We start from the raw sequence: 12,697 nt of genomic DNA, 5'->3' as shown, positions 1-12,697 counted from the left end.
TTTTCGGCTGGAATTCGACGCTCAAGACTTGGTCTTGGCAGGCTAACTACCCAGCCATCTCAGCCAGCTTGTGGTGCGGCAGCACGCGCCACGCGGCGACCAGCAGCACTGTCCAGAACGCTTCGACCGCCATCGGCTGGGCGAAATCGGGATACGTGCCGTCGATCGCCAGTCCGATCGCGCGGCAGGTGAAGGCCGTACCGTAGATAAGCGCCGGGACCAGCAGCAGGTCGCCGTTGCGGCGCCAAGCGCCCCACAGCATCAAAGCCCCGGTTACTCCGAAGAACGCGGTAAAGTCCGCCCGGACCGTCGATAGCGCCGCGGCGCCCTCGGCCTTGATGCCCAGCCCCGCCGCATTGGTTGCGGGATCGATGAGGAATCCTACCGCCAGGAACAGGCACAGCAGGCCGGACAGATAGACCAGCGCGGTCAGCACGAGACGCATCGCAATTCCCCCTTAACCTTGCTGCATTATGCAATGCACACTAGGTTCGTGAACTATGGTGTCCCGCAGGCTGGACGTCAAACACCGGGTCGTTTCGCCGCGGGGGGTAACGTGCAGACTGGGGCGGGACCGATCCACGGCAGAATCCTGACATGACCGCTCCGCGCATCCTGCTGATCGTTGGCGGGGGCATCGCCGCGTACAAGGCGTGCGAGCTGGTTCGCCTGATCAAGAAAGGCGGGGGCGAGGTGGTCTGCGTGCTCACCCATGGCGGGTCGCAGTTCGTCACCCCCATGACGCTCGCCGCGCTCAGCGAGAACGCGGTCCACACCAGCCTGTGGGATCTCAAGGACGAGGTCGAGATCGGCCATATCCAGCTCAGCCGCCAGGCCGATCTGGTGGTGGTCTGCCCGGCGAGCGCCGACCTTTTGGCCAAGATGGCGGCGGGTGTGGCCGACGATCTGGCGACCACGCTGCTCCTCGCCACCGACAAGCAGGTGCTTGCGGTTCCCGCGATGAACGTCAAGATGTGGGAGCATCCCGCAACGCGGCGCAACATCGCCGAGCTGACGAACCTGGGCATCCTCGTGCTCGATCCCGACCACGGACCCATGGCCTGTGGCGAATTCGGCCCGGGCCGCCTGCCCGAGCCCGCGACGATTTGGCGGGCGATCGGCGAGGTGCTCGACCTGCCCTCCGCCTCGCCCGAACTGCCCGGACTGGATGCGGATTTTGGGAGTGACGCGGGCGAAGGCCTTGGCGGCCTTTCCGCCAACCTGATCGCGCGTGCGCCGCGCGACGAGGCGGGCCTGCCCATCGTCGAGGAAGAGCCGGCGCCCGGCGAGCCGCAGCTTGCGCCCGCGCCGCTTCCGATCGATCCGAATGCGCCGCCGATCCTGGTCAAGAAGGGCAAGGCCAAGGCCGCACCGCCGACCGATCCTGATGCGATCCCCAATGCCGACCGCCACGCGCTCCATCTTGAAACGCCGCCGCCTCTCGAGACGCCCGCCGAGCCCCTGGCCGATCCGCTCGAGGGCCAGCCCGACTTCGCCGACGGCGCGCCGCGGCCACTCCACGGAAAGCACATCCTGATCACCGCGGGGCCGACGCACGAGCCGATCGATCCGGTGCGCTATATCGCGAACCGTTCGTCGGGGCGGCAGGGCTATGCGATCGCCGCCGCCGCCGCCGCCGCTGGCGCGCGGGTGACGCTGGTCTCGGGTCCGGTGACTCTGGCCACGCCGCCGGGGGTCGAGCGGATCGACGTCGAGACCGCGCGTGAAATGGCCGAGGCCGTCACCGCGACCCTCCCGGTGGACGTCGCGATCATGGTTGCTGCGGTGGCCGACTGGCGGACGCGCGATTTCGCCGCCGAGAAGATGAAGAAGCGCGGTTCCGCCCCACCCGCCCTCGTCCTCGAGGAAAATCCCGATATTCTCGCCAGCCTCGCCACCGGGCGCAAACGGCCCAAGCTGGTGGTAGGGTTCGCCGCGGAAACCCAAGACGTCGTCGCCAACGCTCAGGAGAAGCTCAAGCGCAAGGCCGCCGACTGGATCGTCGCCAACGACGTATCGGGAGATGTGATGGGCGGCGCCGACAATCGCATCCACCTCGTCACCAAGAAGGGCGTCGAGGATTGGGCGCCGATGCCCAAGGAACAGGTCGCGCGCCATCTGATCGAGCGGATAGCCGATGCATTCGCCTGAGCCGGTTCCGATCATGGTCCGGCGGCTTCCTCATTTCGAGGGGCTGACGCTGCCGGAATACGCCACGGATGGAGCGGCGGGAATGGACGTGTTGTCGGCCGAGGACGTCACCCTCCACCCCGGCGAACGCTGGCCGGTGGCGACGGGCTTGGCGGTGGCGATCCCGCATGGCTACGAGATTCAGGTTCGCCCGCGCTCGGGCCTCGCGCTCAAGCACGGGATAAGCGTTCCCAACAGCCCCGGCACGATCGACAGCGACTATCGCGGCGAGCTCAAGGTGATCCTGATCAACCACGGCCAAGCGCCGTTCGAGGTCCGTCGTGGCGACCGCATCGCCCAGTTGGTGATCGCCCCGGTGGTGCGGGCGAGCTGGCTCAAGGTCGAGGAGCTCGATGAAACCAAGCGCGGCGAGGGCGGCTTCGGCTCGACCGGGGTCGTCAGTATCGGCGACGGCTAGAGCGAGGTGCCGATTCTGACCCGCTCGACATGAGCGGAATTTGTGCTGAATTCATGCACGCTGCTTGGCAACGAAAAGGGCGGGCCGTTGCCGACCCGCCCTTCGTTTTCGGGGCCAACCGCTCAGTAGCGCGGCCGCTCGAAGTCCTTGTCGCGGATCGGCTTGATCGACTTCTTGCCATCCTCGGGCGCGATCGAGATGCGCACGGTCTCGCCCGACCGGCCGGGGAAGTCGGTGAACACCGCTTCGACCAGATTGGGGACGAGATAGCCCAGCCGGTCCGAGCGCGAGGCGGCCTGCGCCTTGCCTTCGAACAAGCGGCGGCCATCGGCCCTGCTGTCGATCTTGAGGTCGAGCTCACTGGTGTAGACAGTCACGACGTCGACATCGCCATAGCCCGATCCGAAGAAGAAGGGATCCTGCCAGCCATAGCCCCACAGTCCACGGTGATAATAGGGCGAAAAGCCGCCGTAGCCGAACCGGCTATAACCGAAGCCCCCGCCATAGCCGAAGCGGCTGCCATACCACGGTGACCAGAATGGATCGCTGAACCCGGTGGAACGCACCCGATCGCGGCCGTTGTCGACGCCATAGTCGAGGCGCACGATCATCGCCGCATGGCTGGGATCGCTGCGGACATAGCCAAGGCGGCTCATTTGCGCGGCGACCAGGTCGGCATACTGACCGAACTCGAGCCCACCCGAATCGCGAGGATCCTCGGCGACCACCGCGAACGTTTGCCCTTGGGGCGCGGGCATCGCGCTGGAGAAGCGCTTAACGTTGGCGTTGAACGGCGTTGCGCAGGCGGCGAGGCCGGCGAGCAGCAACGGCGCGGCGATCAGGCCGATCCGGCGCAATGGAGAGTAGGAGGGCGAACGCATCAAGGAAACTCCAGTCCGGCAATCGCTTCACCCGATTTCTCGGGCATACGATTGTTTTAGCATGAACTTTGCTTAGCGCGGAGTCGCTGAATGCGCGTTGAATGCGCGCTGTGTCGTTTGATGCGCTGGCGCCAGCTCGCAACGAGCGATATGCCGCGCGAATACAGCCTGGCTATCCGCGCACCAGCCCCAGCGCGGCGTAGGCCGCGTCCAACGTCGGCGCGGCCAGTTGCCGGGCTTTGGCCGAGCCATCGGCCAGGATCGCATCGAGTGCCGGGCGGTCCTCGCGCAAGTCGCGGAAGCGCGCGACGATCGGCGCCAGCGTCTCGACCAGCAGCTCGCCCAGCGCCGGCTTGAACGCCCCAAAACCCTGCCCACCGTGCTCAGCAAGCACTTGCGCGATGCTGGTTCCGGCGAGCGCGGCGTAGACTCCGACGAGATTGGCTGCTTCGGGGCGACCTTCCAGCCCTGCCGCATCGGACGGGAGCGGTGCCGGGTCGGTCTTCGCCTTGCGCACCTTTTGCATGATCGTATCGGCGTCGTCGGTCAGGTTGATCCGGCTCATGTCGCTGGGATCGGACTTGCTCATCTTGGCCGCACCGTCGCGCAGGCTCATGATCCGTGCGGCGTCGGGCGGAACGATCGGATCGGGCAAGGTGAACACCTCGTTGCCCGCGCCGAAGTCGGTGTTGAACTTCTGGGCGATGTCGCGCGCCAGTTCCAGATGCTGCTTCTGGTCGTCGCCCACGGGCACGTGGGTCGCCTGGTAGAGCAGGACGTCGGCGGCCTGGAGCACCGGGTAGGTGAACAGGGCAATGCTTGCGCCCTCGCGGTTCTTGCCGGCCTTGTCCTTCCACTGCGTCATGCGGTTGAGCCAGCCCATCCGCGCGGTGCCGTTGAGCAACCATTGCAGCTCGGCATGAGCGGGCACCTGCGCTTGGTTGAACAGGACCGCCTGCTTGGGATCGACACCGCAGGCGACCAGCGTGGCCACCAGCTCGCGCGTGCTCGCCGCTAATTCGGCTGGGTCGTGAGGCTGGCTGATTGCATGAAGATCGGCCAGAAAGATCAGGCATTCGCCGTCGGCGCGCATCGCATCGTCCTGAAGCCGCACGTAGTTGCGGATCGCGCCCAGGTAGTTGCCTAGGTGTGGCTTGCCGGTCGGTTGGATGCCGGAAACGACGCGCATCGGCTTGATTGGCTTGGGGTCGGTCATCGGTCGGTCTCGATCGGCACGGCGCGATTGCGGCGGAAGAGGAGCCGCAAGTCAGCGCGAGAGAATGCGCCGAACAACAGCGTTGCGGCGAAGTAGACCGCCGCGCCGCCGCCCACTAGCACGGTCAAGGCGGCGAAGCGGATGGTCCAGGTGCCGTGGGTATAAGGCGTCAGCAATCCTTGAAGAGCCCACAGCACCGCACCCATCAGCAGCGCGGCGAGCGCCAGCCGCCAGACCCGGCGCTTGAGTCGTGCGTCGGGTGAGAAATGTCCGCGCCTTACCAGTGTGCGATAGAGCATCGCGACATTGACCGTCGAGGCGATCGCGGTTGCCAGCGGTGGCCCCATGTGCGCCAGCGGGACGATTAGGGCAAGGTTGAGCACGAGGTTCACCACCATCGAGATCGTCGCATACTTGACCGGGGTGCGCGTGTCGTGGCGCGCGTAATAGCCTGGGGTCAGGACCTTGACGAGGATGTAGCTGGGCAAGCCCACCGAGAACGCCGCGAGCGCCTGCGCGGTGTAGTGGACATCGTGCGCGTCGAACCGGCCATAGCCGAACAGCGCCGCGGCGATCGGTTCGCCGCACAGCACCAGCGCCATGGTCGCGGGTAGGGTCAGCAGAAGCGCCAACTCAAGACCGCGGTTCTGCGTCTCCAGCGCCGCGGCTTCCTCGCCGCCGCTCAACTGCCGCGAGATCGTCGGCAGCAGGACGGTGCCCAGCCCTATCCCGATCAGCCCGAGCGGAAGCTGGTTCAGCCGGTCCGCCATGTAGATGTAGGTGACGCTGCCCGAGCTGAGCAGCGAGGCGGCGAGCGCGGTGGAAACGACCAGATTGATCTGGACCGCGCCTGCACCTGCGGCGGCGGGCCAGATCAGCGAGAGCAGGCGCTTGATGTCGGGATCGAGGCGAGGACGGCGCAGCTTCAGGCTGACCCCCGCGGCGCGGCAGGCGGCGATCAGCCAGATCAACTGGAGAGCGCCCGAGACGCTGACCGCGATCGCCTGGTTGCGCGCGGTGACCAGCGGGTCGGCCGAATGAAAGGCGAGCAGCGCGACGATCAGGCAGACATTGAGCAGGATCGGCGCGGCGGCGTTGACCCAGAACCTGTGCAGCGAATTGAGGATGCCGCCGAGCAGCGAGACCAGGCTGATCAGCATCAGATAGGGAATCGTGATCCGCGACAGCAGAACCGCGAACGCGAACTGATCCGGGCTGACCCCGTTGAACTTGCCCGAAAGCACGAACGTAACCGGCCAGGCGAACGCCTCGAGCAGCACCGTCATCGCCACCAGCACCGGCAGCAGCACCGCCAGCGCGCGTTCCGCGAAGGCGATGCCGTTCGGCAGCCCGCCGCCTTGGGGATCGCCGACCTTCTGGTTGAACATGGGGATGAAGGCCGCGGCAAACGCGCCCTCGGCGAACAGCGCGCGAAACATGTTGGGCAGTCGAAACGCGACGAGGAACGCGTCGGAGGCGAAGCTCGCGCCGATATAGCGAGCGAACAGGCTGTCGCGGACGAGCCCGAGCACGCGGCTTGCGAGCGTCAGTCCGCCGATCGTGCCGAGGCTGCGGGCCAGGCTTGGCACTTCAGTCCCCCCTCACCCGGGAGGCAGCGCGATCACGCGTTGCCGACCGGCGCGCCTTCTTCGGCGAGGCCCGCATCGCGCGCGGCGAGCTGCTGCATGTAGAGGCCGTTGAAATCGATCGGCTCGAGCATCAGCGGCGGATAGCCGGCGTCGCGCACCGCATCGGCGACAACCCGGCGGGCGAACGGGAACAGGATCCGCGGCGCTTCGGCGAACAGGAACGGGTGTGCCTGATCGTCGGACAGGTTGCGCATGCCGACCAGTCCGGCATAGGCCAGCTCGACCACGAACGCGGTTCCCGCCTCGTGCTTCGACGAGATCGTGATCTTCAGCTCGACCTCGTGCAGCTCGTCCGAGAGCGTCCGGCTGCCGATGTTGAACTGGACGTCGACCTGGGGGGGATCCTGCCACTGGAAGCTTTCGGGGGCGTGCGGGTTCTCGACCGAGAGGTCCTTCACGTACTGCGAAATGATCCCGACCGCGGGCGACGTGTCCTCCCCGTTGGGCGCCGGACCGTCGGGACCGGAACCGGCGTCGAGATCGAGCTTCTGGAGGATGTCGTTGCCTTCGTCGGCCATGGGAAAACGCTTTCGTCGCAAGATGGCGGAATGGCCGCGCGCCTAGCAGGCTCGGTCGCCAGCGGCAACCGCGCGGGACAGCGGGCTCGCGCCGCCACCGCCGCTGCGACCAAAGGTGCGGATTCTCCGGGAACGTGCGCGCATCCACGCGTTGTTCATTTGTCTTTCGTACCTATCTGAGGCAAGCTGCCCGTGGGCGAGGGGCAGACAGGTTCAGCAAGCGGGACAGTTGCGTGATTGTGCAGATCGTAATCCTGGCGATGGTAGCGGCCTTTCTCGGCCTCCGGCTCTATTCGGTGCTGGGCCGCCGCGCAGAGCATGACGAGCCGCCGATCAATCGTCCGGTCCACCGCCCCGATGCCCCGGCGCAGCGCACTCCGGCACGCGCCGAGGAACTCGCCCCGCCCCGTGCCGCGCCCAGCGCCCCCGCTCGCCCCGGCTTTCCGGTCGAGGCCGAAACCGGGGTCCGAGCGATCGTCGCGGCCGACCGCCGCTTCGACATTTCCGCATTCCTCGACGGCGCCAAGGGGGCCTACGCGATGGTCCTCGAAGCCTACTGGCGCGGCGACAAGGAGGAGCTGGCGCAACTGTGCGACAAGGACGTCTACGACGGCTTCGTTGCCGCGATCGACGCGCGCACCGCGGCGGGCGAGACGCTCGACAATCGCCTGATCCGGATCGAGGAAGCGGTGATCGATCACGCCGAACTCGACGGCACCACCGCCCGCATCCGCGTACGCTTCACAGCCGATGTCGCCAGCGTAACCCGCGACGCCGAAGGCCAGGTCATCGCCGGCTCGCTCGACGACGCGATCGAGAGCCGCGATCTTTGGACCTTCTCGCGCAACCTCACCTCGCGCGAACCCGACTGGCTGCTCGACGAAACCGACGAGGGCTGAGTTCAAGAGAGACCCGGATTACAATCCGCTCGTGTCGAGCGTAGTCGAGACACGCGGAGCGTAGCGCGAACGTCTCGACTACGCTCGACACGAGCGGAGCTTGGGAATGTATCGAAATGCATAAGGTGCGGCGTTCCAGAGGCTGGATTGCCGGGTTCCTCACCGTCGCGCTAGCCGCGTGCGGACCGATGATCCCCCCGCCGCGCTATCCGGTCGAGCCGCCGCCGCGCCCGGCGCCCTCGCCGACTCCCACTCCGGCGCCCGTTGCGCTGGTCGCCGCGCCCGGCCCTGCGGTCGCCAGCCTCGCGATCACAGAAGTTGATGCCGCGGGCGCGTTGCGCGGCTTTGCCGAATCCTGCCCGCGACTGCTTTCGCGCGCCGACACCAGCGGGCTGACGGTAGCCACCGACTGGCAGCCGGCCTGCGCCGCCGCGCCGGGCTGGCCCGCCGGGCAGGCCGCGCGGTTTTTCGCGCAGTATTTCGAGACCGCGGCGATCAGCGGCGGTCAAGCCTTCGCAACCGGATACTACGAACCCGAAATCGCCGGCGCGCGCACGCATCTGCCGGGCTACGACGTGCCGGTCTACAAACTGCCGCCCGACCTCATCCGCGACTGGCCCGCCGAGACGCCGCAAGACCAGCGTACCGGTCGCGCGCCGCTCGGACGGTATGACGCCTCCGGAGCGTTCGTGCCCTACTACGAGCGCGCCGAAATCGAGGACGGTGCGCTGGCCGGCAAAGGTCTGGAAATCGCCTGGGCGCTCGATGCGATCGAGATGTTCTTCCTCCAGATTCAGGGCTCGGGCCGCCTGCGCGCGCCCGATGGCACGGTGATGCGCATCGGTTATGCCGGGCAGAACGGGCGCGACTACGTCGGCGTCGGCTCGGTGATGCGCGAGCGCGGCCTGCTCGGCGATCAGCCGGGGCAGTACTCGGGTTCAATGCAGGGGATCGTCCAGTACTTGCACGATCATCCCGACGAGGGCCGGGCGTTGATGCGCGAGAACAAGAGTTGGGTGTTTTTCAAGGAACTGACAGGAGACGGCCCGCTTGGCGCACTCGGCGTTCCGGTCCGCGCCGAAGCAAGTGTCGCTGCGGATCCCGCCTATACCCCGCTGGGCGCACCGGTCTGGCTCGGCGTCGACCGGCCGGAGGCCAACGGGCTGTGGATCGCGCAGGACACCGGCGGCGCGATCAAGGGTCCGGGCCGGTTCGACACCTTTTGGGGCGCGGGCGACCGCGCCAAGGCGATTGCGGGCGGGATGAGCGCGCGCGGCACCGCTTATGTTCTGCTGCCGAAAGGCGTCCTCGCCCGTCGTTCTGGGCCGTGAAGCCGCCGCGGGGGCTGAGTCCCAGCGAGGTCGCGCTATGGCGCGCGGTGGCGCAGACGGTGACACCGCTGGCAGGCGCAAAACCTCCCCGGACCGGGGAGGGGGACCGTCCGCAGGACGGTGGAGGGGTTCCGCCGCGAAGCGCGACGCCCGAGACATCGCGCCCTGTCGCCAAACCCCTCCACCACGCTTCGCGCGGTCCCGCTCCCCGGTCCGGGGCGGTATCGATGGCTCACAAGACCCTCGACGGCACCTGGGACCGGCGGCTCGCGCAGGGCTTGGTGGCGCCCGATGCGCAGATCGATCTGCACGGCCTGGGGATCGACTCGGCCTATACCCGGCTGATGACCGCGCTCGCCCAGGCCAACCTCACCGGCGCCCGTGTGCTGCTGGTGATCGCGGGCAAATCGCGGCCCCATGGCGACCATGACCAGCGCGGCAACCGCCGCGGGGCGATTCGGGCGAAGCTGCTCGATTGGCTGGCGGCCAGTCCGCACGCCTCCAGGATTGCTGCGATCCGCCCCGCGCACCACCGCCACGGCGGCGCCGGCGCAGTCTATGTCGTGCTCAGGAAAGCGCCCACCACGTTACGCTAGAGCGGACAGCGCGATCCGCCGATAGATTCGCGCCAAAGTCGCGAGGTCCGCCAGCGCGACCGCCTCGTCGGTCTTGTGCATCGTCGCGTTGCATAGGCCGAATTCGATCACCGGGCACAGATCCTTGAGAAACCGCGCGTCCGATGTTCCGCCGCTGGTCGACAGTTCGGGCGCGATGCCCGTCTCCGCCTCGACCGCGGCGACGATCAGCGCGGAAAAGTCGCCCGGCGGGGTCAGGAACGCCTCGCCCGAGATCACCGGCCGCGCCACGCCGCCATGGCGCGCGGCGATCTCGGTCACGCGCTCGGCCAGCTTCGCGCCGCTGTGTAAGTCGTTGAAGCGGATCGACAGCCGCGCGTGGGCCGCGGCCGGGATCACGTTGGTCGCGGGGTTGCCGACCGTCAGATCGGTGACTTCCAGGTTCGACGGCTGGAACCACTCGGTCCCGTCGTCGAGCGGCATCGCCTGCAATTCGGCGAGCAGCGCGACCAGCTTGCGCACCGGGTTGTCGGCGAGGTGCGGGTAGGCGACGTGGCCTTGCGCGCCGGTCACCGTTAGCCAGACATTGACCGACCCGCGCCGCCCGATCTTGGCCATGTCGCCCAGCCGGGCAACGCTGGTCGGCTCGCCGACAAGGCACAAGTCGGGGATCGCGCCGATCTCGCGCATCCGTTCGATCAGCGCGACGGTACCGAACCGCGCCGGACCTTCCTCGTCGCCGGTGATGACGAAGCTCAGCGTCCCAGTCTCGACCGGGATTTCCGCGACGGCCGCGACCATGGCCGCGATCGCGCCCTTCATGTCGACCGCGCCGCGCCCGTAGAGCAGGTCGCCGCGGCGCTCGGGCGCGAACGGCGCGCTGCTCCAGCCTTCGCCTGGCGGAACCACATCGAGGTGCCCGGCAAAAGCGAAATGGCGGCTGCCCGCCGGCCCCTGGCGGATCGCGAAGAGGTTCTCGACCGGGCCGTCGGGCGGCTCGCCGGCGTGGAAGCGGGTGATCGAAAAACCCAGCGGGCGCAGCATCGCCTCGAGCGCATCGAACGCCAGCCCCGATGCCGGGGTCACGCTGGGGGCGGCGATCAGCCGCTCGGCAAGGGTCGCGACGTCGCTGGAATCCGCCATGGCGGACGCCTATAACAGGACGGCCAGCGAAGGAAGCGACGATGCCCAAGATCGATCTCGACTCGATCCCGCAAACCAATCGCACCGGCTACCCGCCGCCGTTCGACGCGCCTGTGCAAGGCCGTTGGTATCGCCGCCTTGCTCCGCCGTCGGGTTTGACCGCGTTGGGCGCGAGCCACGTCGTGCTCAAGCCGGGCGCGTGGTCATCGCAGCGCCACTGGCACAAGGGCGAGGACGAACTGCTGGTCATGCTGTCGGGCGAAGCGGTCCTGATCGAAGACGCGGGCCGCACCGTACTGCGCCCCGGAGACGTCTGCGCCTGGCCCGCCGACGCCGAGAACGGCCATCACCTGGTCAACGAAACCGAAGCGGACTGCGTGTTCGTCGCGATCAGCGCGGGTCCCGACGGCGGCGGCAGCTATCCCGACATCGACATGTGCTGGACCGATGATGGCGTCTACCGCCACAAGGACGGCACGCCCTATCCGGAGACACAGCGCCCGGCCTAGGCCGGAACCGGGTTCTCGAACTTCTCGATCGACCATTCCTCGGCCTCGGCGGCGGCGATCCAGGCCTTCATCCATTCGTGCTCCCACACCGCCTGCATATAGGCGACCGCGAAGCCGGGCACGGGCACGCCATAGCTGATGAACCGACTGACCACCGGGGCGTAGATGATGTCGGCGGCTCCGAAGCTACCGAACAGGAACGGCCCGCCCTTGCCGAACCGCGCCCGCGCCTCGGCCCACAGTCCCAGGATCCGGACGATGTCGGCGCGGGTCTCCTCGGTGGGCTCGATGCCTTCGATCTTGCGGCGTACGTTCATCGGCAACTGGCGGCGCAGGGGAAGGTAGCTCGAATGCATCTCGGCGACCATCGAGCGGGCCATGCCGCGCGCGGTTTCATCCTTGGGCCAGAAGCGGTCGCGGCCGACGCGGTCGGCGAGGAAATCGATGATCGCCAGGCTGTCCCACACCACGCATTCGCCGTCCCACAGGATCGGCACCTTGCCCTGGCTGGGGGCGAGGTCCTCGGCCTGCTTCTTGGCCTCGTCCCAGTCGTCGCCATAGAGCGGGACCGTGATCTCCTCGAAGCCCAGCCCCGATTGCTTGCACGCCAGCCAGCCGCGCAAGCTCCAGCTCGAATAGTTCTTGTTGCCGATGATCAGCTTCATGCGATGCCCCTGATACCGGGCGGGATTAAGCGTTCAGTCTGGCGAAGTCGAGAATGAACCGGTAGCACAACTCCATGAGCTTGCGCCCGTTCCATCTCGCCTTCCCCGTCCGCGACATCGCCGAGGCGCGGGCGTTCTACGGCGGGGTGCTGGGCTGCCCCGAAGGGCGCAGCGCTGACGACTGGGTCGATTTCGATTTCCACGGCCATCAGATCGTCGCGCATCGAACCGACACCGGCTACGGGCGCGCGGCGAGCTCGGACGAACGCACCAACGCGGTCGACGGTCACGCGGTACCCGTGCCGCATTTCGGGGTGGTGCTCGATATGGCCCAGTGGCACGAACTGGCCGAGCGGCTGGTCGCCGCGGGCACCCGCTTCGAGATCGAACCCACCATCCGCTTCAAGGGCGAACCGGGCGAACAGGCGACGATGTTCTTCCGTGACCCCAGCGGAAATGCCTTGGAAATGAAAGCCTTCGCTAGCCTCGATGGACTCTTCGCCCGATAGGGGCGCGATGGACGTCATCTCCCAATTCATCGTCGACCTCAGCTGGGGACTGACCTTCGGCGCGCTGATCGCGGTGGGGATCGTGGTGGCAAAGGCGGCCGGATGGGTGCTGGCCGGGCTGGTTTGCGCAGGGCTCTGCTGGTTTGGCTGGCGCCGGTGGCGACGCAAGAGCCCTCGTCCCTGAAAGGGGATAG

At 67.5% G+C, this 12,697-nt stretch carries 15 protein-coding genes; 8 read left to right on the top strand and 7 right to left on the bottom strand.

Going from position 1 to position 12,697, the window contains the following annotated elements:
- Window positions 1-46 precede the first annotated feature (46 nt).
- A complete protein-coding gene (locus tag GKE62_RS10095) occupies window positions 47-445 on the bottom strand; it encodes a DUF4345 family protein (protein ID WP_154692133.1) in 399 nt (132 codons plus the stop codon).
- Between the two features lie 152 nt (window positions 446-597).
- Here GKE62_RS10095 and GKE62_RS10090 point away from each other — a divergent pair, with 152 nt between their 5' ends.
- On the top strand, window positions 598-2,151 hold the full coding sequence (locus tag GKE62_RS10090; protein WP_154692132.1) for a phosphopantothenate--cysteine ligase family flavoprotein: 1,554 nt from the start codon (window positions 598-600) through the stop codon (window positions 2,149-2,151).
- A complete protein-coding gene (gene dut / locus GKE62_RS10085) occupies window positions 2,138-2,608 on the top strand; it encodes a dUTP diphosphatase (RefSeq protein ID WP_154692131.1) in 471 nt (156 codons plus the stop codon). Before GKE62_RS10090 ends, dut begins: the two co-directional genes overlap by 14 nt.
- Before the next feature lie 122 nt (window positions 2,609-2,730).
- Here dut and GKE62_RS10080 read toward each other — a convergent pair whose 3' ends face one another.
- The 4 genes from GKE62_RS10080 to secB all read right to left on the bottom strand — a co-directional run bounded on the left by GKE62_RS10080 (window position 2,731) and on the right by secB (window position 6,872).
- The gene (locus GKE62_RS10080) at window positions 2,731-3,489 is read right to left on the bottom strand and encodes a DUF4136 domain-containing protein (protein WP_154692130.1); all 759 of its coding nucleotides are present in this window, start codon (window positions 3,487-3,489) and stop codon (window positions 2,731-2,733) included.
- A gap of 172 nt (window positions 3,490-3,661) precedes the next feature.
- Window positions 3,662-4,678, bottom strand: coding sequence for a tryptophan--tRNA ligase (gene trpS / locus GKE62_RS10075; protein ID WP_154693664.1), 1,017 nt, complete (start codon window positions 4,676-4,678; stop codon window positions 3,662-3,664).
- Window positions 4,679-4,701: 23 nt separating this feature from the next.
- On the bottom strand, window positions 4,702-6,294 hold the full coding sequence (gene murJ / locus GKE62_RS10070; protein ID WP_154692129.1) for a murein biosynthesis integral membrane protein MurJ: 1,593 nt from the start codon (window positions 6,292-6,294) through the stop codon (window positions 4,702-4,704).
- A 32-nt stretch (window positions 6,295-6,326) separates the two neighbouring features.
- Window positions 6,327-6,872, bottom strand: a complete 546-nt coding sequence (gene secB, locus GKE62_RS10065; protein WP_154692128.1) for a protein-export chaperone SecB — start codon at window positions 6,870-6,872, stop codon at window positions 6,327-6,329.
- A gap of 233 nt (window positions 6,873-7,105) precedes the next feature.
- Between secB and GKE62_RS10060 the strand changes: the two genes are divergently transcribed.
- The 3 genes from GKE62_RS10060 (at window position 7,106) to GKE62_RS18980 (ending at window position 9,698) form a co-directional block, all read left to right on the top strand.
- Window positions 7,106-7,771, top strand: a complete 666-nt coding sequence (locus GKE62_RS10060) for a Tim44/TimA family putative adaptor protein (protein WP_154692127.1) — start codon at window positions 7,106-7,108, stop codon at window positions 7,769-7,771.
- A gap of 188 nt (window positions 7,772-7,959) precedes the next feature.
- Complete coding sequence (locus GKE62_RS10055) at window positions 7,960-9,102, top strand: murein transglycosylase A (RefSeq protein ID WP_370516095.1); 1,143 nt, start codon at window positions 7,960-7,962, stop codon at window positions 9,100-9,102.
- Between the two features lie 227 nt (window positions 9,103-9,329).
- Window positions 9,330-9,698: a Smr/MutS family protein gene (locus GKE62_RS18980; RefSeq protein WP_230206617.1), complete on the top strand. Its 369-nt coding sequence runs from the start codon at window positions 9,330-9,332 to the stop codon at window positions 9,696-9,698.
- On the opposite strand, the gene dapE is transcribed toward GKE62_RS18980, so the two are convergent.
- Entirely contained in the window at window positions 9,690-10,820 is a 1,131-nt protein-coding gene (gene dapE, locus GKE62_RS10045; RefSeq protein ID WP_154692124.1) for a succinyl-diaminopimelate desuccinylase, read from the bottom strand. The two genes, GKE62_RS18980 and dapE, sit on opposite strands and share 9 nt — an antisense overlap.
- A 41-nt stretch (window positions 10,821-10,861) precedes the next feature.
- Here dapE and GKE62_RS10040 point away from each other — a divergent pair, with 41 nt between their 5' ends.
- Entirely contained in the window at window positions 10,862-11,329 is a 468-nt protein-coding gene (locus GKE62_RS10040) for a cupin domain-containing protein (RefSeq protein WP_154692123.1), read from the top strand.
- Here the strand turns inward: GKE62_RS10040 and GKE62_RS10035 are convergent.
- Complete coding sequence (locus tag GKE62_RS10035; protein WP_154692122.1) at window positions 11,326-11,994, bottom strand: glutathione S-transferase family protein; 669 nt, start codon at window positions 11,992-11,994, stop codon at window positions 11,326-11,328. The genes GKE62_RS10040 and GKE62_RS10035 overlap by 4 nt on opposite strands.
- 74 nt (window positions 11,995-12,068) lie before the next feature.
- Between GKE62_RS10035 and GKE62_RS10030 the strand changes: the two genes are divergently transcribed.
- Complete coding sequence (locus tag GKE62_RS10030) at window positions 12,069-12,503, top strand: VOC family protein (protein WP_154692121.1); 435 nt, start codon at window positions 12,069-12,071, stop codon at window positions 12,501-12,503.
- Between the two features lie 7 nt (window positions 12,504-12,510).
- Window positions 12,511-12,687 (top strand): hypothetical protein, encoded by a 177-nt coding sequence (locus GKE62_RS10025; protein ID WP_154692120.1) that lies wholly within the window; start codon window positions 12,511-12,513, stop codon window positions 12,685-12,687.
- Window positions 12,688-12,697: the final 10 nt, after the last annotated feature.

The organism is Novosphingobium sp. Gsoil 351 (assembly GCF_009707465.1).
GTDB lineage: Bacteria > Pseudomonadota > Alphaproteobacteria > Sphingomonadales > Sphingomonadaceae > Novosphingobium.
Note: the sequence above shows the minus strand (reverse complement) of the source record. Positions and strands in the feature narration are given on the sequence as shown.